General features: G+C 67.8%; 27 protein-coding genes. 12 read left to right on the top strand and 15 right to left on the bottom strand.

Annotated elements, in window-relative coordinates:
• Positions 1-19 precede the first annotated feature (19 nt).
• Entirely contained in the window at positions 20-913 is an 894-nt protein-coding gene (locus H0264_RS21430; RefSeq protein WP_181579187.1) for an endonuclease/exonuclease/phosphatase family protein, read from the top strand.
• Between the two features lie 45 nt (positions 914-958).
• Here the strand turns inward: H0264_RS21430 and H0264_RS21435 are convergent, their stop codons facing one another.
• Both H0264_RS21435 and H0264_RS21440 read right to left on the bottom strand, forming a co-directional pair.
• Complete coding sequence (locus tag H0264_RS21435) at positions 959-1,819, bottom strand: alpha/beta fold hydrolase (protein ID WP_181579188.1); 861 nt, start codon at positions 1,817-1,819, stop codon at positions 959-961.
• Positions 1,820-1,900: 81 nt separating this feature from the next.
• The gene (locus tag H0264_RS21440) at positions 1,901-2,698 is read right to left on the bottom strand and encodes a HugZ family pyridoxamine 5'-phosphate oxidase (RefSeq protein ID WP_181579189.1); all 798 of its coding nucleotides are present in this window, start codon (positions 2,696-2,698) and stop codon (positions 1,901-1,903) included.
• 73 nt (positions 2,699-2,771) lie between these two features.
• Between H0264_RS21440 and H0264_RS21445 the strand changes: the two genes are divergently transcribed.
• Positions 2,772-3,776 carry a PHP domain-containing protein gene (locus H0264_RS21445; RefSeq protein WP_181579190.1) on the top strand — a complete coding sequence of 335 codons (1,005 nt, stop codon included), beginning with the start codon at positions 2,772-2,774 and terminating at the stop codon, positions 3,774-3,776.
• A gap of 3 nt (positions 3,777-3,779) precedes the next feature.
• Here H0264_RS21445 and H0264_RS21450 read toward each other — a convergent pair whose 3' ends face one another.
• From H0264_RS21450 to H0264_RS21480, 7 genes are all read right to left on the bottom strand, one after another.
• Positions 3,780-5,105, bottom strand: coding sequence for a serine/threonine-protein kinase (locus H0264_RS21450; protein ID WP_181579191.1), 1,326 nt, complete (start codon positions 5,103-5,105; stop codon positions 3,780-3,782).
• 81 nt (positions 5,106-5,186) lie between these two features.
• Positions 5,187-5,426: a hypothetical protein gene (locus H0264_RS21455; protein ID WP_181579192.1), complete on the bottom strand. Its 240-nt coding sequence runs from the start codon at positions 5,424-5,426 to the stop codon at positions 5,187-5,189.
• Between the two features lie 115 nt (positions 5,427-5,541).
• A complete protein-coding gene (locus H0264_RS21460) occupies positions 5,542-5,886 on the bottom strand; it encodes a hypothetical protein (protein WP_181579193.1) in 345 nt (114 codons plus the stop codon).
• Between the two features lie 95 nt (positions 5,887-5,981).
• On the bottom strand, positions 5,982-6,446 hold the full coding sequence (locus tag H0264_RS21465; protein ID WP_220139803.1) for a MarR family winged helix-turn-helix transcriptional regulator: 465 nt from the start codon (positions 6,444-6,446) through the stop codon (positions 5,982-5,984).
• 4 nt (positions 6,447-6,450) lie between these two features.
• A complete protein-coding gene (locus tag H0264_RS21470; RefSeq protein ID WP_420831982.1) occupies positions 6,451-8,217 on the bottom strand; it encodes an MFS transporter in 1,767 nt (588 codons plus the stop codon).
• 129 nt (positions 8,218-8,346) lie between these two features.
• Positions 8,347-9,705: an NAD(P)/FAD-dependent oxidoreductase gene (locus H0264_RS21475; protein ID WP_181579194.1), complete on the bottom strand. Its 1,359-nt coding sequence runs from the start codon at positions 9,703-9,705 to the stop codon at positions 8,347-8,349.
• Between the two features lie 163 nt (positions 9,706-9,868).
• Positions 9,869-11,494 (bottom strand): hypothetical protein, encoded by a 1,626-nt coding sequence (locus H0264_RS21480; RefSeq protein WP_181579195.1) that lies wholly within the window; start codon positions 11,492-11,494, stop codon positions 9,869-9,871.
• 72 nt (positions 11,495-11,566) lie between these two features.
• Between H0264_RS21480 and H0264_RS21485 the strand changes: the two genes are divergently transcribed.
• Positions 11,567-13,129, top strand: a complete 1,563-nt coding sequence (locus H0264_RS21485; RefSeq protein WP_181579196.1) for an acyl-CoA carboxylase subunit beta — start codon at positions 11,567-11,569, stop codon at positions 13,127-13,129.
• On the opposite strand, the gene H0264_RS21490 is transcribed toward H0264_RS21485, so the two are convergent.
• Positions 13,130-13,750, bottom strand: coding sequence for a winged helix-turn-helix transcriptional regulator (locus H0264_RS21490; RefSeq protein ID WP_181579197.1), 621 nt, complete (start codon positions 13,748-13,750; stop codon positions 13,130-13,132).
• Between the two features lie 79 nt (positions 13,751-13,829).
• Between H0264_RS21490 and H0264_RS21495 the strand changes: the two genes are divergently transcribed.
• A complete protein-coding gene (locus H0264_RS21495) occupies positions 13,830-14,750 on the top strand; it encodes an alpha/beta fold hydrolase (protein WP_181579198.1) in 921 nt (306 codons plus the stop codon).
• 134 nt (positions 14,751-14,884) lie between these two features.
• Here the strand turns inward: H0264_RS21495 and H0264_RS21500 are convergent, their stop codons facing one another.
• Complete coding sequence (locus H0264_RS21500) at positions 14,885-16,132, bottom strand: KasA/KasB family beta-ketoacyl-ACP synthase (RefSeq protein ID WP_181585734.1); 1,248 nt, start codon at positions 16,130-16,132, stop codon at positions 14,885-14,887.
• Positions 16,133-16,277: 145 nt separating this feature from the next.
• On the opposite strand from H0264_RS21500, the gene H0264_RS21505 reads away from it, so the two are divergent.
• Positions 16,278-17,780 (top strand): MutS-related protein, encoded by a 1,503-nt coding sequence (locus tag H0264_RS21505; protein ID WP_181579199.1) that lies wholly within the window; start codon positions 16,278-16,280, stop codon positions 17,778-17,780.
• The gene (locus tag H0264_RS21510) at positions 17,777-19,225 is read left to right on the top strand and encodes a MutS-related protein (RefSeq protein WP_181579200.1); all 1,449 of its coding nucleotides are present in this window, start codon (positions 17,777-17,779) and stop codon (positions 19,223-19,225) included. The genes H0264_RS21505 and H0264_RS21510 overlap by 4 nt, the downstream gene beginning before the upstream one ends.
• A 22-nt stretch (positions 19,226-19,247) precedes the next feature.
• On the opposite strand, the gene H0264_RS21515 is transcribed toward H0264_RS21510, so the two are convergent.
• Positions 19,248-19,730, bottom strand: coding sequence for an NUDIX domain-containing protein (locus H0264_RS21515; protein WP_220139804.1), 483 nt, complete (start codon positions 19,728-19,730; stop codon positions 19,248-19,250).
• An 80-nt stretch (positions 19,731-19,810) separates the two neighbouring features.
• Here H0264_RS21515 and H0264_RS21520 point away from each other — a divergent pair, with 80 nt between their 5' ends.
• The 4 genes from H0264_RS21520 to H0264_RS21535 all read left to right on the top strand — a co-directional run bounded on the left by H0264_RS21520 (position 19,811) and on the right by H0264_RS21535 (position 22,263).
• The gene (locus tag H0264_RS21520) at positions 19,811-20,386 is read left to right on the top strand and encodes a hypothetical protein (protein ID WP_244975902.1); all 576 of its coding nucleotides are present in this window, start codon (positions 19,811-19,813) and stop codon (positions 20,384-20,386) included.
• A gap of 82 nt (positions 20,387-20,468) precedes the next feature.
• On the top strand, positions 20,469-21,008 hold the full coding sequence (locus tag H0264_RS21525) for an RNA polymerase sigma factor (protein ID WP_181579202.1): 540 nt from the start codon (positions 20,469-20,471) through the stop codon (positions 21,006-21,008).
• A 36-nt stretch (positions 21,009-21,044) separates the two neighbouring features.
• On the top strand, positions 21,045-21,518 hold the full coding sequence (locus H0264_RS21530) for a peroxiredoxin family protein (RefSeq protein ID WP_181579203.1): 474 nt from the start codon (positions 21,045-21,047) through the stop codon (positions 21,516-21,518).
• Positions 21,519-21,618: 100 nt separating this feature from the next.
• Positions 21,619-22,263, top strand: coding sequence for a dihydrofolate reductase family protein (locus H0264_RS21535; RefSeq protein ID WP_181579204.1), 645 nt, complete (start codon positions 21,619-21,621; stop codon positions 22,261-22,263).
• Between the two features lie 15 nt (positions 22,264-22,278).
• Here H0264_RS21535 and H0264_RS21540 read toward each other — a convergent pair whose 3' ends face one another.
• A complete protein-coding gene (locus tag H0264_RS21540; RefSeq protein ID WP_181579205.1) occupies positions 22,279-22,677 on the bottom strand; it encodes a DUF1801 domain-containing protein in 399 nt (132 codons plus the stop codon).
• A 145-nt stretch (positions 22,678-22,822) separates the two neighbouring features.
• Here H0264_RS21540 and H0264_RS21545 point away from each other — a divergent pair, with 145 nt between their 5' ends.
• Positions 22,823-23,515 (top strand): LmeA family phospholipid-binding protein, encoded by a 693-nt coding sequence (locus H0264_RS21545; protein ID WP_181579206.1) that lies wholly within the window; start codon positions 22,823-22,825, stop codon positions 23,513-23,515.
• A gap of 27 nt (positions 23,516-23,542) precedes the next feature.
• Here the strand turns inward: H0264_RS21545 and H0264_RS21550 are convergent, their stop codons facing one another.
• Both H0264_RS21550 and H0264_RS21555 read right to left on the bottom strand, forming a co-directional pair.
• Positions 23,543-24,382: a GrpB family protein gene (locus H0264_RS21550; protein WP_244975903.1), complete on the bottom strand. Its 840-nt coding sequence runs from the start codon at positions 24,380-24,382 to the stop codon at positions 23,543-23,545.
• 102 nt (positions 24,383-24,484) lie between these two features.
• A complete protein-coding gene (locus H0264_RS21555) occupies positions 24,485-24,766 on the bottom strand; it encodes a hypothetical protein (protein WP_181579207.1) in 282 nt (93 codons plus the stop codon).
• A 91-nt stretch (positions 24,767-24,857) separates the two neighbouring features.
• Between H0264_RS21555 and H0264_RS21560 the strand changes: the two genes are divergently transcribed.
• Positions 24,858-25,604 carry a GNAT family N-acetyltransferase gene (locus H0264_RS21560; protein ID WP_181579208.1) on the top strand — a complete coding sequence of 249 codons (747 nt, stop codon included), beginning with the start codon at positions 24,858-24,860 and terminating at the stop codon, positions 25,602-25,604.
• The last annotated feature ends 16 nt before the right edge of the window (positions 25,605-25,620 follow it).

Raw genomic sequence — 25,620 nt, forward strand, 5'->3', positions numbered from 1 at the left:
GACCGAAGAGGGGAGTCGCATGTCGGAGTCGGGTGTGCTGCGGATCGCGCAGTTGAACATGGGGTCGCTGCTGGAACCCGGATGGGAGGAGCGGCGGCACGAGATTCTGGCCTGGTTCGAGCGACTCGACCCGGATGTGGTGTGCCTGCAGGAGGTCTGGGAGAACGTCGACGAACCGGGCACCAATACCGCCGGGTGGCTGGCCGACAATGCGGCCGCCGATCGCTGGCACTGGTGTTTCGGCGGCTTCGAATTTCCCGAGGACGCCTGGCCCGGACGGGATCTGACCGGTCTGCGGTTCGGGTCGGCGATCCTGAGCCGGTGGCCGATCGACAAGCAGGATGTGGTGGAGCTGCCGGTCGATCCCGCGCCCCGCGACACCCACCCGTCCTGGCGGATGCGCGCCGAGCTGCTGTACGCGCACACCGCGGGAGCCGATGTGTTCAGCACGCATCTGGCGCCGCCGCCCGCGCAGGCGTATCACCGGGTGCGGCAGGTGCTGGCCATCGACGAGGCCATCCGGGAACGGCACCTGCCCGGGACGGCACTGCCCCCGATTCTGTGTGGTGATTTCAATGCCAAACCGCAGTCGGACGAGATGCGCTTCCTCAAGGCCAATGCCGTCATCGAGGGCACGAGTACGCATTACGTGGACGCGTGGGAGACCTTGCGGCCCACCGAACCCGGGCTCACCTACGATCCGCTGACCAATCCGCAGGCCCGGTTCCTGAACGTGCCGCCCCAGCGCATCGATTACGTATTCGTCGGCGACATGTTCCTGCGGCCCGAGGGCGCGGGGCGGATTCTCAGTGCCGACTTGGCTTTTCACGAGCCGCTCACCGGCGTGAACGCCAGCGACCACTACGGGCTCGTGGTGGATGTGCGCTGGCCGCAGAAGCCCGCGACGGAATAGCGTTCCGGCCCGGCGCGCGAGGGTGCGCGCCGGGCCGGCAGGTTCCTACGCCGATTTGCGTTGCAGGAATTCGAGACTCACGCGTTCGAACGCCTCCTTGGCCTCCACCATCACCCAGTGCCCGCATTTGGGGAAGGTGTGCAGTTCCGCATGGGGAATGAGCCGCAGCGGCATCATGGCCATATCGGGCGGGCACTGCCGGTCCTCGAGCCCCCAGGTCAGCAGCACCGGGCACTTCACCTTGTGCAGCATGGACCAGTACGGCGGAATATCGGAGTTGGCCAGGAATTTCTGTTGCATGGCAAAGGCTTCCGACCCGTACATGGCCTTCAACACCGCGTGTGAATCGGGCTGGTTCGCCGTCTGCCAGCGCTCCTCGATCAGCTCCTCGGTGATGATCGAGCGGTCGTAGGCCATGCAGTTCAGCCACCGCACCAGCTTCTCGCGGCTCGGATCGTCGGCGAATTCCTGGAGCAGCCGGGTGCCTTCGCTGGGGGTGATGCTGAAGATGCCGGTGCCGACCCCGCCGATGGCGATCACCTTCGCCACCCGGGCCGGATGTTTCACCGCCACATTGACCGCGACCACCCCGCCCATGGAATTGCCGATCATGGGCGCGGAGTCGATGCCCACCGCGTCCATGAACCGGATGACGGAGTCGACCGCGGTGAGCACCGGATGCCCGGCCACCGGGTCGCTGATGCCGAAGCCGGGGAATTCCAGCACGTAGCAGTGGAAGTGCTCGGCGAAAACGCCCAGATTCCGGCGGAAGTTGCGCCACCCGCTGACCCCGATGCCGGAGCCGTGCAACAGCAGCAGCGGCGGCCCGTCCCCGGCCTCGTGGTAGCGCAGCACGCCCTGTTCGGTCGCGACTTCTCTCTTGGTGCCCTCGTATGTCACATCCACGAAAGCCAGAGTAGAACGAGTTCTAGTCAGCTGGCCATGGCCGGTTCCGGACAGCGGCGAAAAGCGCTGTGCGGCAGCGGGTCAGGAGGTGCGGGCGCGCTGCGCCAACTCCACGGTCGCGGCACGCAGTGCGCCGATCGCATCGATGGGGGAGAAGTAGCCGACCCGCGTGACGGCGAACCCGCGCGGGGTGTGCAACCGCAGGTCCAGCCCGTAGCGGTCGGCGCGCTCGCAGGTCGCGGCCGTCGCATCCGGGTAGCCGCCGAAGGCGCGCGCCATATCCAGCAGGGCGTCGGCGTGATCGTCATTGAGGTGCGCGACCGCCCGCGCCGCATTGGGCAGGATCGGATCCGCCACGGCGGCAGCGTAATCCGATGCGCTCGCCGAATCCATCCGCCCGTATCCGCCGACCCAGCGCACCCGCCGCACCCGCAGAATCCACAGGGAGAAATCGCTGTAGTCGATGTAGTACTTGGCTGCCGGCACCGCCGCGAGATGCGCCTCGCGGGCCGCGATCGCCTCATCGCCCTCGGGTCGTTCGACCACACCGGCCAGGGTCACCCGCGCCCCGGCGAGCGGGTCCTGCGGCGGATTCGGTTCCACAATGGCCAGACTCGCGCGCGGATCACCGTCGAGATTGCGTCCGTGCTCGGCCATGCGCGAGACGCACAGCACCGGCTGCCCGTCGAGCAGCCCGTAGGTCACGAACGACGCCCACGGATCGCCGTCACCGGTCAGGCTCGCCAGGATGGCCGTATTGGTCGACGCCGCAACGGTTCTGGCTTCCTCGGCCGCCGAGGGCCGCGCCGGGTTCGCGACGGGTTCGAAGGGCTGGGGAATCGACGGAGCGTCACCCGGGTCACCGTGGTCGAGAGTCATGCTTCGAAGGCTACGCGGCAGCCGCCCGCCTCCGGCAGCGCGCGCCGGAACCCTGGCGGCGCACACTGGAGCCATGGACCCTGTGATCGCTCTGCGCCAGATCGCGTTCTACAAGGACCGTGCCCGCGAGGACGCCCGCCGGGTGATGGCCTACCGCAATGCCGCCGACATCATCGAGCGGCTCGACCAGGCGCAGCGGGAGCAGCTCGGGAAGTCCGGTGATTGGCAGTCGCTGCCCGGCATCGGCCCGAAGACGGCCAAGGTCATTGCCGAAGCCTGGTCCGGCCGCGAGCCCGCGACACTCGTCGAGCTCCGCGAATCCGCCCAGGACCTGGGCGGCGGCGAACTGCGGGCGGCCCTGCGCGGTGATCTGCACGTGCATTCGAACTGGTCCGACGGCTCGGCCCCGATCCCCGAGATGATGGCCGCGGCCAAGGCCCTCGGGCACGAATACTGCGCCCTGACCGACCATTCACCCCGGCTGACGGTCGCGAACGGGCTGTCGCCGGAGCGGCTGCGCGAACAACTCGAGGTCATCGACGGACTTCGCGAGCAGTTCACGCCCATGCGCATTCTCACCGGCATCGAGGTCGACATTCTCGACGACGGCAGCCTCGATCAAGAGCCCGAACTGCTCGAGCGCCTCGATATCGTGGTGGCCAGCGTGCACTCCAAACTGAAAATGGACGCCGCCGCCATGACCGAGCGGATGATCGCCGCGGTCTCGAATCCGCACACCGACGTGCTCGGCCACTGCACCGGCCGCCTCGTCACCGGCGGTCGTGGCACCCGTCCCGAATCCCGGTTCGATGCCGAACGGGTCTTCGCCGCCTGCCGCGACCACAACACCGCGGTCGAGATCAACTCCCGCCCCGAACGCCGCGATCCTCCGACCCGCCTGCTGCGCCTGGCGCTCGACCTCGGCTGCGACTTCGCCATCGACACCGACGCGCACGCGCCCGGGCAACTCGACTTCCTCGGTTACGGCGCACAGCGCGCCCTCGACAACCATGTCCCCGCCGACCGGATCATCAATACCTGGCCCGTGGACAAGCTGCTGGCCTGGACGGCGTCGTAGTCGCTACTGCGGGGCGAGATTTCCGCACCGGTCGAACTGTTTCCCGGCGTCGGTGAAATACGGCCACTGGATGACACCGGAGGTCTTGGGCCCGAAGATGCCGTCCTCGGTGATGGCGTACTTGTGCTGGGCCGCCACCACGGAATTGCGAGTGTCCTTGAGGTACAGGCCCGCCGCGTCGCCGATGGTCGCGGCCTCGCAGCGTTTCAGGGCGTCCTGGAGTGCGCGCACGGCGTCGTTCGCGGGGGAGGGCGTCTCGCCGTTCTGCTGGGCTTCGAAGTCCCGCCAGTGGATGATGCAGATCCGATCACCCTCCTTGCTGGTGGGGACCACGGTGTGCAGGCCGGGTGCGACCGTGATCAGGCGGGTCTGCTCGCAGCGGACGGTGTAGACGGTGACCTTCTTCGAGGGGGTGGTGACGGGGGCCGCGGCGGGTTCCGGAGCGCTGGTGTCGGAACGCAAGAGCGCGAACAGGATTGCCGCGGCCACCACACCGAGCGCGGTGAGCGTCGCGGCGATCCGCGGGCGGGGCCGGGGACTCTCGTGCAGGGCCGCGCGGGCGGCGGCGGCCAATTCCCCACAGCTGGCATACCGTTCACCCGGTTCGGCGGCGGTAGCCCTGGCGGTGACGGCGCGCATGGGCGCGGTCAGCCGGTGCGCGGCGGGTGCGGGGGTGACGCCGGGCAGATGGCCGGTGAGCAACTCGTGCAGCGTGACACCGAGCGCGTGCACATCGGCGCGGGCGTCCACCGGCAGGCCGAGGCGCTGCTCGGGCGGCGCGTACGGTTCGGAATAGGCGCGGAATCCGGTGCGGGTCAAGGTTTCCGCGGTCGCGATGCTGCGGGCGATGCCGAAATCGCCGACCAGCACCCGGTCCAGGCCATTGTCGCCCTCGGCGAGAAAGATATTGGCGGGCTTGATATCCCGGTGGATGACCTGATTCTCGTGCGCGTGATCCAGGGCCTTGGCGGCCTCGGAGACGATGTGCACCGCCCGCGCCGGATCCAGCCCGCCCGGACTCGTCCGCAGCAGGGCCGCCGCGTCCCGGCCGCGCACGAATTGCATGGCCATCCAAGGGATTCCGTCTTCCTCGCCGAAATCGCGCACGGCCACGATATTCGGATGGTCCAGCTGTGCGGCCAGCCGCGCCTCCCGGCGGAACAGGGCGTGATCGTCGCGCCGGTCGCGTCCGGGCCGAAGCACCTTGAGGGCCACCGGAACCGACAGCGTGGGATGCCGCGCCCGGTACACCGTTCCCATTCCGCCTGTGCCGAGCAGACCTTCGATCCGATAGCCGGCGAATCGGGTGCCCGGAACCAGCACCGACATACGACCTCCTCCCCGCGCGGGCTGAGGCGAGGATACCGACCCCGAGCGCGTCACCAGAAGCTCCGCACCCCTCAGCACCGGTTACGTGGAGAACTTTCGATCAGGCGCTGCGCAATCCGCGGGTCGCGCCACTCGGTAACTGGCCGAATTGACCGCCCGCACAGCATGTTCGAGCATCTCGATCAATTCCAGGCCGGCCGCTCCCGCGAAGTCGCGGGTATCCAGATCCCGCAGGATCTGCGCCAGGCGTCCGCGCAGTGCCTTCGCCTCGTCGGGGCCGTGCGCGCCGCGCGCCCCCTGGACGACCGATAGCAGTGACATGGAAAGACCGGCCATTGTCGCGCCCCCCTGGTTGCCAGTCAGCGCCGTTCACGGCGTAATTCCACTGTAGGAGCAGGTGATCAGGGGTGTCGACGCCATTGTGGTCTCGGCCGAATCACCCTTCGCCGATGCGCCACGTGCGGTCGCGGCGGGCGGGTTCGATGGTGCGCAGATCCTCCGGGTTCAGGGCGAAATGGCGTGGCTCGCGCGCGGGTTCGGTGTCGGCGTCCGCCGCCGGCGCCGTGCACCGCGACGCCTCCGCGATGGCGCGCAGGGTGTCAACCAGCAGCTCGGCCAGTTCACCGCCCTCGGTTCCGGTGAAGTGCGCGGCCCGCAGGTTCCGCAGTTCGTTCGCCAGGCGCAGCCGCAGTTGCGCTGCCTCGTGGGTCCCGTACCCGCGCTTGCCGATCAGCTGCGCCGCTGCGCGGAGGGCACGTAAACGCTCTGGGTCGTAACGCATGTCCCGCCTGCCTTCGTCGGCCGATGAGAGCCGGACGAATTCCAGGGTAGGGCGCGCGGACACGCCCGTCCATGAGACCGGTCAGCCGACCCGAATCACTGGTCGAGCGCGTCGATCAGCGTGCTCAGCGACGACTGCAACCCGGCGCGCTGTTCCGGATCCAGATGCTCCATGGCCGCGGCGAACCGCTGGATCCGGGCCGAGGTGAGTCCCGACACCAGATCGTGCGCGGTCAGCGTGGCCGAAAGCAGCTGTGCGCGACCATCTTCGGGATCGGCGTCGCGCTGCACATACCCCGACTTCTCCAGGCTGGTCACGATGCGCGACATGGTCGGTGCGCTGACGCGTTCGATATTCGCCAGATCGCTCAACCGCATCGGCCCCGACCGTGCGAGGCTCGCCAGCGCCGACGCGGCTCCCGGGCTGAGCGATCCCATATCCCCGGAATGCCGCAGCAGGCGGAGCAGCCGTCCGATGCTCAGATACAGATCGGCCGCCTCGGTGAGCTGATCGGTGTCGGCGACACTCGGGTGGTCGCGCAGCGTGGCCTCCTGGGTCAACGGGTCAGATTCCCGCGCGATCGGCTGCCCGCAGCTCGTCGGCCTCGTCGGGGGCGGACCCGCTGCCGGCGAACCACGACGCCACCGCGCCGATCAGCATCATAATCGCGGCGCCGAGGAAGACCACGACCAGCCCGGAGTGGAACGGCCCGGAGATCAGGTGCGGGAAGAACTCCTGCCCGGTGAGGGTCTCGGTGTGCACACCCGGCTGCTCGAGAGTGCCGCTGGCGCCGAGCAATTCCTCGATCGGGTTGTAGCCGAGGAAGGCCGCGAACAGGCTGCCCACCGGCGGCAGCCCCGCCACATGTTCGGACACCTGTGCGGGCACGCCCTGCTCGCGCAGGCCGCTGTCCATGGCATCGGGCAGCGGCCCGGACAGCCCGATGATCATGAGCGAGAAGAACAATCCCATGGACAGCGCCATGCCGCCGTTGAGCAGGGTGGCGCGCATGCCGGAGGCGACGCCGCGCTGCGTGGCGGGCACGCTGTTCATCACCTCGGCGGTATTGGGGGAGGTGAACATGCCCGATCCGAGCCCGTTGAGCAGCACGATGGTGGCGAACACCCAATAGTCGAAGTTGACCGGAATCACCACCAGCAGAACGAAAGTCACGGCGGTGATGAGCATGCCCGCGGTGGCGAACGGGCGCGGGCCGTAGCGATCGGACAGCCAGCCCGAGACCGGGCCCGCCGCCAGGAAGCCGATCGTCAAGGGCAGCAGGTAGATTCCGGCCCACAGGGGAGTGGCCTCGTAGTCGTAGCCGTGCAGCGGCAGCCAAATGCCTTGCAACCACACGATCAACATGAACTGCAGCCCGCCGCGGCCCACCGACGACATGAGCCCCGCGAGATTGCCCAGCCCGAACGCGCGATTGCGGAACAGCCCCAGATCGAACATGGGCCGGGCGACCCGGCTTTCGATCCAGCAGAACAACCCCAGCACGGCGAGCCCGCCGAAGACGGACGTGAGCACCCACGGATTGGTCCACCCGGTAGCCGAATCACCATAGGGCTGAATGCCGTACGTGATGCCGGTGAGCAGCGCGGTCAGCCCGAGCGCGAAGGTCAGCGTCCCCGGCAGGTCCAGCGATCCGGGCGTGCGCTCGCCGAAGTCGTGCAGCGACCGGTACGACCACACCGTCCCGAGAATGCCGAACGGCACGCTCACCCAGAACACGGCCTTCCAATCCCACTCCGAGAGCACCCCGCCGATGACCAGACCCAGGAACGAACCCGCCACCGCCGCAACCTGATTGATGCCCAGCGCGAATCCGCGCCGCTGCACCGGGAACGCGTCGGTGACGATCGCCGCCGAATTCGCCATGAGCATGGCCCCGCCCACGCCCTGGATCACCCGCCACACGATCAGCCACACCGCCCCGCCCCCGTGCGTGAACGGATCCAGCGACAGCGCGACCGCCGACACCGTGAACACCACGAACCCGAGGTTGTAGATCCGCACCCGCCCGAACATGTCCCCGAGCCGCCCGAACAGCACCACCAGCACCGCCGAGGCCAGCAGGAACCCCATGAGCAGCCACAGCAGGTAGCTCACATTCCCCGGCTCCAGCGGATTGAGCCCGATGCCCCGGAAGATGGCCGGCAGCGAGATGATCACGATCGACGAATTGATCGTCACCATGAGCATCCCCAGCGTCGTATTCGACAACGCCACCCACTTGTACCGCGGATGATCACGGTCCACCCGCAACCTCCGCCGAATCGTCTTCACATCACCGGCATCCAGTCCGGTAGTGGGAGCCGTGGCCACCAGTGCCTCCCAAGAATCGAGCAGCAGGAACAGCAGACCAATATAGTTGCATAACGCTAACTAACAAATTGGCCCGGTCCCGGCCACCGGGAAGCCGCGCTCATCTCGACGCTGGTTTGTGCCCGGGTGTCAGGCCGTCGCGCGCAGGATGCGCCGGTATGGCTGGGACCAGGGCGTACGTGGGTGCCGGGCCAGCAGTTTCGCGCTGAAGGCGAGGAACTCGGCGGTGGCGCGCGCGTTGCGCGACAGGTCGGCGGGGGCGAGCCCGGCGTGCGAACGCAGCACCCCGGGCGCGATCCGCGCCAACCGCGTCGGGGCCGCCGCCGCCCGCAATGGGCTGACCTCCTTGTTGAAGATGCGCGCGAAGTCCATGGCCAGCATCTCGTCACGGGCGGCGAGCCCGAAGAGGCTGTCGGCCAGCCCGTCGGGCAGGTGCGGTTCCCCGAGCAGGGAATTGGCCCAGTACATCTGCCAGGCATCGCGGTCGCGCCAACGCCACCAGGCCGCCAGCTGCTCGTCGAGGTTGCCGCCGGGAGCCAGGCCGTCGATCACCCGCTGGGCCAGGTGTTCGGCTTGGCGGAACGCGTCGGACTGCCCTTGCCCGAGCGAGTAGTCCTTGAAATGACCGGCATCACCGACCAATGCCCAGCCGGGGCCGGCCGATTCGCGGAAGTAGCTGTGCCACTTCTGCAATACCCGGATCGGACCGACGCGTGTCGCGCCCTCGACCGCGGCGGCCAACTCCGGAAACAGCCGCAGCCGAGCGTCGAAGCCGCAGTAGCGATCGGCGAGATACTCGCGCGCCTGCCCGGCGGGCGGGGCCACGGTGACGAGGAACTGTCCGTCCAGCGGCAGTCCGAGGAATGCCGTCGACCCCGCTCCGGCCTGCCCGACCGCCCCGAAGAAGAAATCGTGCTCGGGCGCGACGCCTTCATAGAACGACCAGGTCGGCACGCGGCCGCCGGGGCGGGTGAGGTATTCCCCGGCGCCGACCGACCGCGCGACCGTGGAGGAGCGGCCGTCCGCGCCGATCACCACCGCCGCCCGGATTTCCCCTGTCCGGGTCCGCACGCCCCGGGCTCGGCCGTGCTCGACGATCACCGCGTCCACCGCGCAGCCGGTGCGGACCTCGGCGCCGGCGCGGGCGGCGTAGTCGATGAGGATCGCGTCCATGGTCGTGCGGCGCATGCCCAGTACCTGGCCGTATGCCTCCGGGTCGAGATCGACCGTGAACTTCTGGTGCGTGCTGGTGATCGTGGCCCGCCGCACCACATGCGCGCCGGCGGCGAGTACCTCGTCGAGCACCCCGAGCCTGCGCAGCACATCGACCCCGTTGGATTGGAACGCGCACGTCGAGAGCGTTTCGCTGGGAAAACTCGCCTTGTCCAGCACGCACACCCGCAACCCGCGCCGCGCGAGCATGGCACCCAGCGTGGCTCCGGCACAGCGCCCGCCCGCGATCACGACATCGAACTGCGATTCCGACATTGACATCGGCTCCTCCGCGACCGGGCGCGCACCCACGGGGAAGCAGCAGCACGCTCCGTGGTCCACGCCGACCAACAAATGTGTTACAGAGAGTTACATATAAATGCGGAGTGGGCAACCGTCAATGCGCACACCCGGCGATTGCTCGCTTCGAACGTCACACTCAGTTCCGGCCGGAGGTGATGTAGTAGTACATCGGGTCGATCATGGCGATGAGACGCTCGATCTCGTTGTCGGTGAAGCGGTTTCGGCGGCTGATGGTGATCAGCACCAGGTCGTTGATCGCCTCGGCGATGGCCTCGAACTCGCTGCTGGGCGGGGTGGCGGCGGTGCTCGCCGCGCCGCCCTGCGGGTTGGCCCGCCGCAGTTCGAAGCCGGCGTGGGCGGCGAGATCGCGCAGGATGCCGGTCGCACCGCGCGGGCTCGCGGCGGTCGCGGCGTGGTCGTAGAACTGCACGGCGGCTTGCAGCAGCATGGCCGGTTGCGGATCGACGAGTGAGCCGGTGGTGCGGCCGGGCTCCGGGTGCGGTTCGGCGGAGGCGAGGGACCGGGCCTTCGCTTCCAGATAGCGAGCGACCAGGATGTCGCGGATGGTGCCGTACTCGGCGGTGCGGAGTACATCGCTGGCCGGGTCGATGCGGTCGAGCGGGCCGGTGAGCTCGCCCAGCCGCAGCAGCGCCCGGATATTGCCCTCGTGGCGATGGCGTTCCCGGGTGGTCGCGGGGAAACACGCCAGCAGTTCGTCCACGGTGACGTCGGCGTCCGCGCCGAAAATGGCGGCGTAGAGCGCGTGGTGGTCGGGGTGGGTGGCGTAGGCCATTGTCATGCGGCGCAGGCCGACGATGATGTCGGCGAGTTCCGTCGCTCGGAGCGTGTCTTGCGGCTCCCGCGCGGAAACCGGTGTGCGCCCGCATAATTCGATCACCGTGGCGGCGACGCGGTGCAGTGATCGCATTTCGCGCTCGGGGTCCTCCTCGCTCAGCGCGCGGGCGTGGTCGGCGTGGAATCGGGCCAGTTCGCGATGCAGCGGCCAGCCGAGGGCGTCGGCGAAGGCCATCTCGGTTTCCTTCAGCGACCGGATCCGGCTCAGCCCGGTGGGCTCGTAGTCGAGTTTGCGGCACAGTGCCACTTCCGCGGCAGCGGCCGTGCGGGTGCAGCGGATCCCCATCATGCAATCCAGGCGTGCGGTGGCGTCGACGAGCCCGATGCCGCGGCGGGCCCAGTCGCGGGCCGCGATCATCGCGTTCCGGTCGCCGCGACGACGCTGTTGCAGGTGCCGTTCGGCCAGCTCGGCAGCCCAGAACAACATGTCGGACTGCTCATTGCGGGCCGAGGCGTGGTTGAACTGTTCCTCCAGCCGGGCAACGTCGAAATGCCGGGCCGAGAACCGCGCCTCCAGCCGCGTGGCATCGACGCTGTCCCGGCGCGGTCTGTCGGGTCCGGTCGGCGCGGCCAAAGCCGCGATCTGTGCGGGGACCGGCCGGCTGTTGGCGGTCAGGTTCTCCACGACGGCGACCGCGAGCGCCGCCATCGATTTGAAATGCTTCCACATGGTGGCCTTGGGAATCGGGCCCTCGGTGCCATCGCGCCGGATGTACCCCCGTGCGGCGGAACACACCTCGGCCGTTGTCAGCAATTCGATCGGCAGACCCGGCGAGGGCGCGTCGATTCTGTCCAGCATCACGCGCTCGGCCGCGGCGACGATCATCGCCCGGGTGTGTTCCTCGAGCGCGCGCCCGGATCGGGCTTGGTAACTCGGCGTGCTGCGGTGCATTGCTGTAGACGACACCGATGTGAGTCTATTGCAGTGCACATCGTTGTGTACTCGTCTATTCCGGCTAGGGTCGGCTGCTGAAGCGAAATGCGAACAGGAAGAACGTCTTTGAGCACCACCGCGGAAAAGCTTGCCGACCTGCACAAAAGACTCGAGATCGCGAAGGAGCCGGCCGGACAGGCGGGAATATCGAAGCGGGCCGCGAAGGGCATCCCCAGTGCCCGCGAGCGCGTCGAGATGCTGCTGGACCCGGGCACCTTCGTCGAACTCGACGCCCTGGCCAAGCAATCCGGCGCCGACGCGCTCTACGGCGACGGCGTGGTGACGGGCCACGGCCGGATCGACGGCCGACCCGTCGTGGTCATGTCGCATGATCAGACCGTCTACGGCGGCAGCGTCGGTGAGATCTTCGGCCGCAAGGTGGAGAAGGCGATGCAGCTCGCCCAGAAGATGCGCATGCCGTTCATCGGCATCAACGACTCCGGCGGCGCGCGCATTCAGGAGGCCGCGACCTCCCTGGCCTGGTATGCCCGCATGGGCCGCACCCTCGAGCCGCTGTCGGGTTTCGTCCCCCGCATTTCGATCATGCTCGGAAAGTGTGCCGCCGGTTCGGTTTACGCTCCCATCAATACCGATGTCCTGGTCGCGACCAAAGATTCGTACATGTTCGTCACCGGCCCCGAGGTCATCCGCGATGCCACCGGCCAGCACGTCGATATCGACGAGCTCGGCGGCGCCTACAACCAGGCCGAATATGGCAACCTGCACCACGTCGCCGAGGACGAGGCCGCGGCGTATGCGTGGGTGCGCCAATATCTTTCGTACATGCCATCCAGCTGCCTGGACGCGCCGATGCTGGTCAATCCCGGCCTGGAGCCCCAGATCACCGACGCGGACCTGCTACTGGATTCCCTGATCCCCGACTCGGACAACTCGTCCTACGACATGCACGATGTCCTGCTGCACATCTTCGACGACGGCGAGTTCCACGAGGTGGCGGCCCAGCGCGCGAAGAACATCATCATCGGATTCGCCCGTGTGGACGGCAAACCCGTCGGCGTCATCGCCAATCAGCCCCTGGTCATGGCCGGTGCGGTCGACGCCCGCGCCTGCGACAAAGCAGCCCACTTCATCCAGCTGTGCGACGCCTTCAATATCCCGCTCATCTTCGTTGTGGACACCCCCGGTGTCCTCCCCGGCGTAGAAGAGGAGAAGCTGGGCGTCATCAAACGCGGCGGCCGGTTCCTCATCACCCTGGCCAGCGCGACCGTCCCCATCGTGACCATCGTGATCCGCAAAGCCTACGGCGGCGCCTACGCCCTCATGGGCTGCAAACAATTGGGCGCCGACATCAACCTGGCCTGGCCCACCGCCCGCATCGCCGTCATGGGCGCGGAAAGCGCAGTGGGCATCATGGGCCGAAAGCAATTGGCCGCCGCCCCGGAAGACCAGCGCGCGGCCATCCGCCAGCAGATGATCGACTTCTACAACGACACCATGGCAACCCCGTGGATCGCCGCCGAAAGCGGCTACATCGACGCCGTTATCGAACCGAACACCACCCGCCTGGAGATCCGCCGGGCCCTGAACCTCCTGAAGCACAAAGCTATTCCCCCGAACCCTCGCAAACACGCGGTCCTCCCGCTGTAGTCAGGCGGCGAAGACAGCGCGAACAACCGACTCGTCGCCATCGATCTCGACCAGGCCGAGGGCGTCGTCGAGGCTGAGCGCGCCGGCGGCGAGTCCGAGGACCTGCGCGGGGTCGGCGCGGACGGTGGCGTCGAGATCGCGGCCGTCGTGCGGCGCGACCTCGAAACCGGAACGCGCCGAACGGAGTTGGAAGAGCGAGCCGCCGATCTCGAGACCGATCGTCGCTGCGGGCCGAGGCGTGACCCGGGCGTTGAGCAGGGCGGGAACGGCCAGGGCGAGCCACTCCGGGCGGAAGGCGTCGCCCTCGGGACCACGGACCATCAGCGGGGTGGACCAGCGGATCAGGCTCTCGATCGGCTCGCGCAGTTCGGCGCCCCACGGGGTGAGGGCGTACTCGACCACACTGCCCCGGCCGGTCAGCCGCCGTTCGATCACACCCGTGGCCTCGAGTTCGCGCAGCCGGTCGGCGAGCAGGTTGGTGGCTATGCCGGGCAGGCCGTCGAGCAGCTCGCGGTAGCGGGCGGGGGCGAGGAGAAGTTGGCGGATTATGAGCAGGTTCCAGCGGTCGCCGACCACTTCCAGTGATCGGGCGAGCCCGCAGTATTGGCCGTAGCTGCGCATAATGTCCTCGTGCTTGATTTTCTCAACTGTGCGTGAAAGGCTCAAGTGTATCGGAGGGACTAGCCACAAGGGGGCAACCATGGCTGATATCACCGCGCGTGTGCGGCCCGCATGGGTCGACGACGAGCTGTTTCCGTTCGAGAGCCGCTTCATCGAAATCGATGGGCACACTGTGCATTACATCGATGAGGGTGCAGGGCCCACACTCCTGTTCCTGCACGGCAACCCCACCTGGTCGTTCCTCTGGCGCGAGGTGATCGGCGCGCTGCGCGCCGACTTCCGGTGCGTGGCTGTGGATTACCCGGGCTTCGGGTTGTCGACGCCGAAGCCGGGCTACCGGTTCCTGCCCGAGCAGCACGCGGAGGTGATCACCGGTTTCGTCGACGAGCTCGGGCTGCGGAATGTCACGCTGGTCGGTCAGGACTGGGGCGGCCTGATCGGTCTGGCCACCGCGCAGCGACGGCCGGGCGTCTTCGATCGCTTCGTACTGGCCAATACCTGGGCCTGGCCCCTCAACGGCATCCTGCACTTCGAGGCTTTCTCTCGTCTCCTGGGCGGACCCGCCGGACGTTTCCTGGTGCGGCGCTTCAACCTGCTGGTCAATACCTTCATCCCCACCGGCCATCGCCGGCGCAAGCCCACGGCCGCGGAGATGACGCATTACCGCCGGGCGCTGGACACCTCCGAGCGCCGCCAGGCCTCCGCCATGTTCCCCAACCGCGTCCTCGCCAGCCGCGCCTTCTTCGCCGAGATCGAATCCCACCTCCCCGACATCGCCCACCTCCCGACCCTCATCGTGTGGGGCGACGCCGACATCGCCTTCCGCCCCCAGGAACGCGAACGCCTGGAAGCAACCTTCCCCAACCACAAAACCGTGATCGTCAACGGCGCCGGCACCTACGTAGAATCCGACGCACCCGAAGAATTCAGCACCGCCCTCCGCGACTGGATAGCGGCACAGCGCGACGATTCACGCAGTACGGCCGAGGCGGACAGCTAGGCCACTGCGGTGATCCGAGAGGCGATTCCGGCCGCCGCCACCTGTCTGCCCGCGTGCGCCGGTTTCGCCGTCCTCTGTAGTTCATGAAACTTTCTGGCGGGTAGCGGTATTCGGACCTGCCGATTCGATCGTGCCTAGCGTCCGAATACCAGCGCGACATTGTGCCCGCCGAATCCGAACGAGTTGTTGACCGCGTACTCCATGGGCAGTGATCGTGGCGATCCGCTCACCACATCCAGATCGATCGCCGGATCCTGCTTGTCGAGATTCAAAGTCGGCGGGACGATTTGGTCGCGTAAGGCCAGCACTGTGAGGATGGATTCCAGTGCGCCCGCCGCGCCGATGGAATGTCCGAGCGCTGATTTCGGCGCGTACACGGCGGCGTGATTGCCGATGGCGGCATTGATGGCCTTGGCTTCGGCGCTGTCGCCGATGGTGGTGGCGGTGGCATGCGCGTTGACGTGCGCGATCTCGCGTCCGCTCAGCCCGGCGATCTGCAGGGCCCGGCTCATGGCCCGTGCCGCGCCCGTGCCCTCGGGGTCGGGCGCCACCAGGTGGTAGCCGTCGGAGGTGATGGCGGCCCCGAGCAGGTGCGCGAGAACGGTTGCGCCCCGGGCTTTCGCATGTGCGGCGGTTTCGAGTACGAGCAGCGCGCCCGCCTCGCCGAAGACGAAGCCGTCGCGATCGGCGTCGAAGGGCCGGGACGCGCCCTTGGGGTCGTCATTGCGGGTGCTCACCGCCCGCATCATGGCGAAGGCGGCCATGACCACCGGGTCGATGTACCCCTCGACCCCGCCCGCGACCACGATGTCGGCGTCGCCCATGGCGATCATCCGCCACGCGGTCGCAATGGCCTCCGAGCCCGACGCGCACGCCGACACCGGTGTGATCACCCCGGCTCGCGCCCCGATCTCCAACCCCACCACCGCGGCCGGGCCGTTGGGCATCATCATCTGCACGGCCAGCGGCGACACCCGCCGATATCCGGCCGAGGTGAGTGCGTCCTTGGAGTGCACGACCGCGTCGGCCCCGCCCTGCCCGGTGCCGATCGACACGGCCAGCCGCAGCGGATCCACCTGCGGGCTGCCCGCCTCCGTCCACACCCGTCGCCCCAGCACGGTGGCCAATTGCTCGACATAGGCCATGCGCCGCAATTCGACTCGGCTCAACTGGGTTTCGGGCCGCACCCGCAATGGCCCGCCGATGCGCACCGGCAGTTTGTGCTCCTCGACCCAGGGATGATCGAGTAATTCGATACCGGATTCCCCGGCCAGCAATCCGGCCCAGGTGCCCTCGATATCACCGGCCAGGCAGGTGGAGGCCGCCACCGCCGTGACCACCACATCGGGGAATCTGCCATCGATCGCGAACGGATTTCGCACCTGAATCACCCGACTCCCACCGGTTCACCACTCCGGATAAACGATACGGATCGCGGCGGTCGCGGTCGGCGGAATCTGTGGCATAGTCGGATTCGATCTTGCATGAACGTGTGGCATTGTGCGGCCGGCGTGGGAGGGAATGCACGTGAGTTGGGACGGGAGCATTCTGGGTGGCGGTGACACCGCACCCGCCGCGCCGGACCTGCTCGCCGATCTGAACCTCGATCAGGTTTTCACCGCCTCGAGTATCGGCGGGCACGAGGCGGCGCGGCGGCCGCTGCGCGACCGGGCGGAGGTGATCGCGCGCCAGGAAGTGTTCCGGGACCTCGAAGCCGAGGGAATTCGGGCCGCCTTCGATGCCTTCGACGCGGGAATGCGTTCGGTGCGAAAGCATCTGGAGCACGGGCGGCGGCTGCACCAGCCGCGGCAGCGGGATCGGTGGGAGGTGGACGCGCAACTCGTCTACTGCCGTACGCTGCGCGAGATGCGGGCGGCGCTGCGGGAACTGCCCGTGCGCTCGAGCGGGTTGCGCAGGTGGGGGGAGTGGCTGGCGGACCATGTCGACGGCGACCGGTTCCAGGAGCTGGATTCCGCTGCCGGGCAGGTGCGTTCGGCGCTCGACGCGGTGCGTTACACCGTGCACGTGACCGGCCGCCAGGTGGTGATCGACCGGTACGACGGCCGGTCCGACTACGGCAGCGCCGTCGCCGAGGCGTTCGCGCGATTCCGGCCCGGCGGTGATCCGGTCGGCTCCGGTCCGGGCGAGCCCTGGCCGGATATGAACGAGGTCGAGGAACAGGTCATCGCCGCGGTGGCGCAACAGTTTCCGGCCGAGTTCCGGCAGCTCGAACGGCATGCGGCCCGATACCGGGAATTCCTCGACCCGGTCGTCGCACGGTTCGCCGCCGACCTGCGCTTCTACCTGAACTATCTGGGATTCGTCCGGGCTCTCGCCGAACACGGTCTGCCGTACTGCTATCCGGAGGTGACCGACGGTTTCGCGGGGATCAGCGCCGACAGCGCCTATGACGCCGCGCTGGCCTGCACGCTCATACGGCAGCGGAAAACGGTGGTGTGCAATGATTTCCGGTTCGACGACGCCGAACGGGTGCTGGTCGTCACCGGCCCCAATCAGGGCGGCAAGAGCACCTTCGCCCGCACGGTCGGCCAGCTGGTGTATCTGGGCGCGCTCGGTTGCCCGGTGCCCGCGGCCCGCGCACGAATCATGCTGCCGGACAATCTGTTCACCCATTTCGTCCGGGAGGACGATCTCGCCGACCCGTCGGGCGCGCTGGCGCAGGAACTCACCCGCCTGCACGACATTCTCACCCGCGTCACCGATCGCAGCGTGGTCGTCCTCAATGAAAGCCTCAGCACCACAACGGCTGCCGATGCCGCGCGGATCGGCCGGGAGGTGGTGCGCCGCCTCGTCGAGCGCGGCGCCGTGGCGGTGTATGTGACCTTCGTCGAAGAACTCGCCGCCCTCGGCCCCGAGGTGGTGAGCATGGTGGCGGGTGTCGAATCCGGTGACGACCCGGTGCGCACGTTCACGCTGGTCCGCCGCCCACCCGACGGACTGGCCTACACGGCCGTGCTGGCCCGGCGACACGGATTGACCTACACCGCGATTCGGGAGCGCCTGCGATGATCCCCATCGACCTGCTGCAACCACCCGGCTCGCCGGTGCGGGTCGCACGCAATGGTGCCGACCTCACCGAAGACCTGGGGCTGGCCGAGCTCTACGCCGCGATGGCAGCCGGAGACGACTTCATCGCCGGCGTGGTGAAATCCGTTGTCCCCATGAGCCTCACCGACATCGGATCGATCCGGTACCGGCAGCGCATTCTCGCCGACTGCTGCGCCGACCCCGCCATGGCGCGCGCCCTCTACGTCATCGCCACCGAAGCCACCGCCGTGCACCGGTACAAGGGCGGCCTCGGCGTACACCTGCAACCCCTGCAAGCCCTGATCGGCCACCTGCGTCGCCTGCGCCAGACCTGCGAGAAGTACACCGCATCCTGCACCTCGGAGGGCCTGACCCGCTTCCGCGACACGATCACCGGCCAACTGGGTGAGGACTACCTCGCGACCCTCGAAAAGCACACTGCCGCATTGTTCTTCGACAACGGCATGCTGTTCAGCGCCGCCCTCGGCACGGGCAACAAGGCCACCGACGTCATCCTGCACGAACCGCCCGGCCCGGTCCGGCGGTCCCTGTTCTCGCGGCGCAGCGGCTCGGAGTTCGAGGCCACCAGCCACTTCGAGCACAATGTCGACCCGCTGCAACCGGTCATCCGTCCCGCGAAGGCCGCGGTGGCCCAGGTGATCAGTCAGGCCACCGACAGCGTCCAGGACTTCTTCCGCCGGCTGCGCGCCGAACTCGCCTTCTACATCGGTTGTCTCAACCTGCACGAACGGTTCACCGCCTCGGGAACACCGCTGTGCTTTCCCGAACCGGCACCCGTGGGCAGCCCCGCGCTCAGCTGCACCGACCTCCGCGACCCCCTGTTATCCCTGACCTCGGCGAAGGTCGTCGGCAACGACATCGCCGCCCCCGCAGTCACTTTGATCGTCATCACCGGCGCCAACAGCGGTGGCAAGTCCACCGTCCTGCGCAGTCTCGGCACGGCACAGCTTTTGATGCAGGCCGGCATGTTCGTCACCGCCGGATCCTTCACCGCCGACCTCCGCGAGGGCCTGCACACCCATTTCGTCCGCGCCGAGGACGCCACCATGACGCACGGTCGCCTCGACGAGGAACTGCACCGCTTGCGCGCCATCACCGACGCCCTGCCCGCGACCGGAATGCTGCTCTGCAACGAGCCTTTCGCCTCCACCAACGACCGCGATGCCGCCGCCATCGCCGCCCCCATTTTCGCCGCGCTCACCGACGCGGGCGTGAAAGTCGTTGTGGTGACCCACCTCTACGAGTACGCCCGCCACCGCCACGCCGAGCACCATCCCGCCGACCTGTTCCTGCGCGCCGACCGCACGCGCGACGGCCACCGCACCTACACCTTCACCCCGGCCGCTCCCGAGCCGACCAGCCACGGCGACGACATCTTCACGACGATCTTCGGCTATCCCCTCTGACGTTGTCCCGCACGGGATTGCGTCACACCACGGCGACACCGTCCTCCAGATATCGGGTCGTCCCGTCCGTGCGCGCCCGCAGGGCCGCCATGGTCCGCCGCGCCAGCCCCGGCGGGAGCAATCGCGTGACGGCCTGCGCATCACACCACGCCCACCCTCGAAGCTCCTCCGCCCGAACGGTTATCGCCGCCGTCTGCGCACCCTCCAGCACACCTCCGTCGAACACCACCATCACCCCGTCCTCGGGAATGACCCCCGACGGCACCCAATCCACCACCAGCAGCCGTCCCGGCCGCACCGTCAGATCCAACTCCTCCTGAATCTCCCGTACCGCCGCCACATACGGCGACTCCTCCGCCTCGACGACCCCGCCCGGCAACTCCCAGTGATCCTTGTACGTGGGCTCCACCAGCAGCACCCGATCCTGCGCGTCGACGAACAACACTCCGGCACCGATTCGCTTGCGCGGCAGCCGCGCGACATACTCCTCCGGCTCCAACTCCATACCCCCACTATGAGCGTCCCGCCGGAGCCGGGTGCGGGTGATGGCCGAGGCGGCTCGATTGTCGGACCCCAACTCCTAGAATGCGCGCCGTGAGCATCACCCTCGCCGATCTTTCCGGCTACACCGATCGTGACCTCGACGCCGACCTCACCCGCTGGTTTCCCGACGCCGAAGCTGTCGAAATCCCGGCCGAGACTCGTCCCGTCACAGCGTTTCTCGCCCGCCTCGCGCCCGTGGACGCCGCCGCGCTGGCAGCGTTCGACCGCCGCGTGCGGTCGGGCCGGCTGCCGCAGTTCCTCGACATCTTCGACTGGTCCTACGGCTTCGACTTCGCCGGAAACGACTGCACCATCCTCGATTCGGACTACAGCACCGAACTCTCCGACGACGACGTCTACACCATCGGCGCCGACGGCGGCGGCAACCTGTACGCGGTCCTCACCAGTGGGCAAGTGGCCGTGTGGTTTCACGAGGAAGAAGTCCTGGAGGAGGGCACCCGCTTCGACAACCTCGACGTGTTCCTCTGGTCCTACGTCCGCTACCGCGCGGTGCGGGCCGGAAAACTCGCTCTCGCGGACGTGGAAGCCGACTTCCGCGCCCTCGGCCAGGACGGCGCCCTCGAGCCCGAGCTGGGCCTGCTGCACCTGATGAAATAGGCTTTCCGAAGATTCTGCGCGCGCGGTGAATCCTTTCCCGTTCGCGCGCACTCTTATGGTGGTGACAGTTCATCTGAGACGGATGGAAACCGGATGGGCCGGTGAACGGCTCGTCGAAGCGGCACAGCGCGGCGACCGCGATGCGATCGCCGCGGTCGTCCACGGCGCGCACCCGCACGTGCGGCGCTTCGCCCACCACCTGTGCGCCACCGCCGAGGATGCCGAGGACGCCGCCCAGGAAGCGCTGATCATCCTCTACCGCAAGATCGGAACCCTGCGCGCCACCTCCGCGCTCGCCTCCTGGATGTTCCGCATCGTCTGCAACGAATGCCTGCGCCGCGCCCGCAGGCTCCTCGACGCCGTGCCCACCGCCGAGCAGATCGTCTTCGACAGCGCCGACTCCGCCGAAGACGAAGCCCTGCAACGCCTCGACGCGGACCAGCTGACCGCCGCGATAGCCGAACTGCCCGCCGTGCAACGCCGAGTCCTCATCATGCGCGACGTCCTCGGCTACTCCGGCGGCGCGACCGCCGACGCCCTCGGTCTCAGCACCGCGGCCATGAAATCCCAGCTGCACCGCGCCCGCACCGCGATCCGGGCCAGCCTCGTCCCCACCCCCTGACCCGCCCTCTTCTCCCGACCCGAAGGGACCCCCGTCATGCTCACCGCTGGATCTCGCGCGCCCGAAATGGATTTCGACGACACCGCCGGCCGGCCCTGGCGCCTGTCCGACCACCGCGGCAAGCACAGTGTTCTCCTCTACTTCGTGCGCGCCACCACCTGCCCCGTCTGCACTCACCACGTCCGTGACCTCATCGCTCAGCAGGATGCCCTCGCGGCCGACAACATTCGAGTCGTCATCGCGGTTCCTGAAGATCGGGAGACCGCCTCGAACTGGAAAGCCAAGCGCGACATCCCGTTCCCCGTCGTGGTCGGCCGGTCCGCGCGGCCGCACGAGTCGATCGGCTTGACCCGCAAGGTCTTCGGCGCGATGCAGCAGTCCGGCACCGTTCTCGTCGACGCGGAAGGCATCGTTCGCCACGTCCAGGGCTCCACCCTGCCCACCAATGGTTACGACAGGAAAGCCCTCACCGCGGCCATCGACTCGATGCGGGGCCGCGCCATGGCCTGACGGGGGCCGTCTCATCGGAAATTCGGGTGTCGCGATGAGTTTTCGCCCGGCGGCACGTCTGAACTTCCGACAGCGACAATCGACTCACCGGGAGCCGGCCATGGGTGCAATCCAGATAGTGTTGTTCACATCCCTCGACCTCGTCGGACAGGCTCCCGGTGGCCCCGGCGAGGATCCGGAGGGCTTCCCCTTCGGCGGCTGGCAGGCGCCGCTGCTGGACGAGGTCGCCGGGACACAGATCGCCGCCGCCTACGACGGCACCGACGCCCTTCTCCTCGGCCGTCGCACCTACGACATCTTCGCCGACTACTGGCCGCACCAGGAGGGCGGCGAAGACAACCAGTTCGCCACCCTCTTCAACCGAATCCCGAAATACGTGGCCTCCCACGGCAATCCCGACCTCAAATGGGCAGGCTCCACCCAGCTCGCCCCCGACCTCCCCGCCGCGGTGCGCGAAATCCGCGATCGCCACGAGCACATCACGGTCGTAGGCAGCCTCAACCTGGTGCAAACTCTCCTGCACGACAAGCTCTTCGACCACCTCGACCTCTGGGTGCACCCCATCGTCCTGGGCGTGGGCAAGAAACTCTTCGACGGCGGCGAGGTCCCCACCAACCTCACCCTCCTGGCACCCCCGGCCTCATTCCCCAAAGGCACCGTCCACCTCCGCTACGGCCTCGCCGCCGGAATCCCCGCCACCGGCGACATGTCCGCCCCCAACCGCGGCCTGACATCCGACAACTGAACCGCCCGAACCGATCTAGGTGGCGGTCGCCTTCATCCACCGATCCGCCAGTTCGACCACGGCTGGAAGCTTCGCCGTCAGATCGTCGTGGTCACGGAACTCGATGATGCCGCGGCCGGGTGCGAGCCAGCGGATCAGTCCGGAAGGATCGTCGAATTCGAAGGTGGCGGTGTCGGCGTCGCGTTTTTTGGCGCCCAGGTGGAAGATCAGGTCGAGGACGTCCTTTGGCTGCAGGCGCATGGTGATGCGATCGTCGCCATTGATGCAGAAGCTCGGCGCATTCCATTTGATCTGCTCGGTGATCCCCGGGTTCGCCCCGAGAATCGCCTTCCGCAGCTGTTCGATCTCCGGTTTGCGCGGATGTGACGAATCCGCGAGGAACTGTTCGACTTTCCCGGTGCTCGACGTGGCCATATCCACTCCGTCCTGGACGGTCGTTCCGGAATGATCCGCTGTTCAGTCTAGCCATCAGCCCGCCCCGCCGACCCGAAGCGGCCCGCTTGGCGGCACCCGGCCGCGATCGCGGGCAGGATGGGGGGATGGCTGAGCAGGTGAGTGCATGCGCGCATTGCTGATACTGGTTGTCGTCCTGGGAATCGCGCTGATCGTTGGTGACCGGGTGGCGGTGACCATGGCGCAGAACGAGATCGCCCGCCAGATCGCCGCCGAATACCAGCTTCCGAACCAACCGAAGGTCACCATCGACGGTTTTCCCTTCCTGACGCAGGCCGTCGACGGCACCTACCGGGAAGCCGAGATCAGCGTCGGAGACTGGACCGACCAGAACATCTCCGTCCGCAACCTGAATGTCACCCTCACCGACATCACCGCACCCTTGAGCGACCTCCTCCAAAGCCGCACCGAAAACCTGGTCGCCGCGACCGCGACGGCAACAGCCCTGGTCCCCTACGACACCGTGAAGACCTACGCCCCAGCAGAAGTCGAAGCCATCTCCCACGGCCCCGACGGTCTGCACGTCACCGGAACCTTCTCGGTCCAGGGCATCCCGGTCCCCGCCACAGTCGTCGTCACGGTCGCCCCCACCGCTGACGGCATCGAGGTCACCCCCGTCTCGGTCCAACCCGCCACCACCGGCATCACCATCCCCCTGGCCCTCCTCCGAGACTCCCTCACCTTCACCGTCCCCCTCCACCGCCTACCCCTCGGCGCCCAACTGACCGCGATCGAACCGAGCTCCGACGGCCTCGACGTCACCGCCGTAGCCCACGACGTCCGCTTCTCCGACCTGTAACCGGCCACGTCACGCACGGGAGTTCGGCTACTTCATCCCGGCGGCGCGAAAGAGCCGATCGTAGATCTCCCGGATCATCCGCTGCTTGCGCGCGTTGTAGTCCATCACATTGCCGCCGCCGGGAATGGCGGCTCGTTTGGCGTCCTCATAGCGTGCGCGATCTTCGGGGTGGGTGCGCAGCCAGTCGCGAAACATGCGCAGTCGGATGGTTTCCGGGCAGTCGGGGCCGAAGACGTGCAGGTTCACTCGCGGGTCGGCGAGCCGGAGGCATCGATGCTCGTGGAATGACGGTTCTCGGATTGTGAGGTAATAGCCGAGGCGTTCGAGGGAGGGCACGTATACGTCCTCCTGCCGTGGGTCGGCCACGGTGAGAACTATGTCGACGACATCTTTGGCGGCCAATCCCTCGACAGCAGTGGACCCGACATGCTCGATTTCGAGGACCGTCTCGCCGAGCGCTGCACGGATGTCGGCGGCCAAGACCGAAAAGCGTTGTGGCCATTGCGGGTTGTACGGGACGATCGTGATCGTCTCCGGTGGCGGCGGCCCGTTCACCCAGGGGTTCTCGGCAGGGTCCGGCTCGCGGTGCCGGACTATCTCGTTCACACGCCTTCTGTCGGCCACACGAAGCCAGGGTAGTGGCACGCTGGCAGGGTGGGGGTATCGGTTGATTTTCACGTTCGGTGGGGACAACTTCACCAAGGCTGATGATCTCGAGTTGCATCGTTCGCGGGCGCAGGTCGTGAGCAAGGTGGAGGAAGAGGAGTTGACCGTGCTGGTGGTGGGGACGGCTTTGCCGCCAAGATGCGGTACACGCGAACCTGGGCGCACGATGCGGCGTTCGGGTGGCGGGTGATCGCGGCGCACGCTTCGACGGTCGCGTAGCGGTTCGGCGCGGCAGTCACAGGCGCCCAGGGGATGGCGTCTGCGAGCCGGCCGGTTCGATCTGCCTGCCTAGCCGCGGCGCGGTCAGTGTCCCTGCTGGTCGGTGAGGCTCAGTCCTTCTTTCGCCTTCATGCGCCTGTGCTCGAGCAGGATCCAGGTGATGCCCGTGCCGGCCAAGAGGACGGTGGCGATGGCACCCACGAGTGCCCATCCCTCGAATCCGTAGCCGGCGGCGGTCAGGGTCGATGCCAGGGCGATGATGCCCAATGCGCACAGGACTATTCCGGGGATGTTGTAGCCGTCTTCGATGCCCTCGCCTGCGTGACTTCTGGTGGTGCGGCTGTGGTCCGGGAATTCGCTGCGCATGCCTCCCGGCTACCCGCAGGTTCGAGGGGCAAACGCCCAGCTCTCACGCCCCGCCACCGCAGCGGTCGATTGCCGGTGCGATATTCGGACGATGACACCATCGGGCAACCGGCAACGCTATGTCGAGGCGGTAAACACCTATGTCGCTACCCATTTGGTGCGAGCGGATGAATCCAGCCGCGAGGGTGACGCGTCGAGCTGGTTTCGCACCGGCGGTCCCAGTGACGAACTGAACGGCGTGCTGCGGCTCGGCGGTGATCTTCCGTACGAGATCGCGCGGTTGCGTGACCTGTTCGACGGCGTCCCCGCGTCCTGGCATGTCTGGCGGGAGATCGATCCTCCGGAGATCGCGGAACTGCTGGCGCGACACGGTCTGGCGGTGTTCGAAACCGAGCCGCTCATGGTGTTCACGGACAAGGGCTCGCACCTCGCGCTCGGGCAGGGTGAGCTCGCGCGGATCGAGGAAGTCTCCGACGAATCCGGCCTCGCGCAGTGGGCGGCCCTCTGGTCGGGTGTGCCCGGTGCGGCGGCATTGGCGGCGGGTCTGCGTCAGGCCATGCGACTGGGATCGACGCGCTACCTGGTGTGGCGTGAGCATGGGGCAGTGCTCGGCTGCGCCGCGGTCGTGACCAGCGCCGCGGGCGCGTCCATCGAGCACATCGTGACGCGTGCCGATCGCCGCGGGCGGGGGATCGGCACCGCGCTCACCCAGCGCGCCCTCGAGCTGGCCCTCGAATCCGGTTCGGATCACGTGGTACTCACCGCTTCGCCGGACGGAGAACACATCTATCGCCGACTCGGATTCGTCACCGTCGGGCACGTTGACCGTTACGCGTGACGCCTGCGCGCCGCGG

It is taken from the genome of Nocardia huaxiensis, from assembly GCF_013744875.1.
Lineage (GTDB): Bacteria > Actinomycetota > Actinomycetes > Mycobacteriales > Mycobacteriaceae > Nocardia > Nocardia huaxiensis.

What these genes read in the sequence shown, in the direction of transcription:
- H0264_RS21555 (WP_181579207.1), bottom strand. Translation starts at nt 24,766, where the DNA reads ATGCGCAGCGAATTCCCGGACCACAGCCGCACCACCAGAAGTCACGCA.
- H0264_RS21510 (WP_181579200.1), top strand. Translation starts at nt 17,777, where the DNA reads ATGATCCCCATCGACCTGCTGCAACCACCCGGCTCGCCGGTGCGGGTC.
- H0264_RS21515 (WP_220139804.1), bottom strand. Translation starts at nt 19,730, where the DNA reads ATGGAGTTGGAGCCGGAGGAGTATGTCGCGCGGCTGCCGCGCAAGCGA.
- H0264_RS21490 (WP_181579197.1), bottom strand. Translation starts at nt 13,750, where the DNA reads ATGCGCAGCTACGGCCAATACTGCGGGCTCGCCCGATCACTGGAAGTG.
- H0264_RS21450 (WP_181579191.1), bottom strand. Translation starts at nt 5,105, where the DNA reads ATGTCGGTGCTGGTTCCGGGCACCCGATTCGCCGGCTATCGGATCGAA.
- H0264_RS21445 (WP_181579190.1), top strand. Translation starts at nt 2,772, where the DNA reads ATGGACCCTGTGATCGCTCTGCGCCAGATCGCGTTCTACAAGGACCGT.
- H0264_RS21545 (WP_181579206.1), top strand. Translation starts at nt 22,823, where the DNA reads ATGCGCGCATTGCTGATACTGGTTGTCGTCCTGGGAATCGCGCTGATC.
- H0264_RS21485 (WP_181579196.1), top strand. Translation starts at nt 11,567, where the DNA reads ATGCGAACAGGAAGAACGTCTTTGAGCACCACCGCGGAAAAGCTTGCC.
- H0264_RS21535 (WP_181579204.1), top strand. Translation starts at nt 21,619, where the DNA reads ATGGGTGCAATCCAGATAGTGTTGTTCACATCCCTCGACCTCGTCGGA.
- H0264_RS21430 (WP_181579187.1), top strand. Translation starts at nt 20, where the DNA reads ATGTCGGAGTCGGGTGTGCTGCGGATCGCGCAGTTGAACATGGGGTCG.
- H0264_RS21460 (WP_181579193.1), bottom strand. Translation starts at nt 5,886, where the DNA reads ATGCGTTACGACCCAGAGCGTTTACGTGCCCTCCGCGCAGCGGCGCAG.
- H0264_RS21560 (WP_181579208.1), top strand. Translation starts at nt 24,858, where the DNA reads ATGACACCATCGGGCAACCGGCAACGCTATGTCGAGGCGGTAAACACC.
- H0264_RS21475 (WP_181579194.1), bottom strand. Translation starts at nt 9,705, where the DNA reads ATGTCGGAATCGCAGTTCGATGTCGTGATCGCGGGCGGGCGCTGTGCC.
- H0264_RS21540 (WP_181579205.1), bottom strand. Translation starts at nt 22,677, where the DNA reads ATGGCCACGTCGAGCACCGGGAAAGTCGAACAGTTCCTCGCGGATTCG.
- H0264_RS21495 (WP_181579198.1), top strand. Translation starts at nt 13,830, where the DNA reads ATGGCTGATATCACCGCGCGTGTGCGGCCCGCATGGGTCGACGACGAG.
- H0264_RS21440 (WP_181579189.1), bottom strand. Translation starts at nt 2,698, where the DNA reads ATGACTCTCGACCACGGTGACCCGGGTGACGCTCCGTCGATTCCCCAG.
- H0264_RS21520 (WP_244975902.1), top strand. Translation starts at nt 19,811, where the DNA reads ATGCGCGCCGTGAGCATCACCCTCGCCGATCTTTCCGGCTACACCGAT.
- H0264_RS21530 (WP_181579203.1), top strand. Translation starts at nt 21,045, where the DNA reads ATGCTCACCGCTGGATCTCGCGCGCCCGAAATGGATTTCGACGACACC.
- H0264_RS21455 (WP_181579192.1), bottom strand. Translation starts at nt 5,426, where the DNA reads ATGTCACTGCTATCGGTCGTCCAGGGGGCGCGCGGCGCGCACGGCCCC.
- H0264_RS21525 (WP_181579202.1), top strand. Translation starts at nt 20,469, where the DNA reads ATGGAAACCGGATGGGCCGGTGAACGGCTCGTCGAAGCGGCACAGCGC.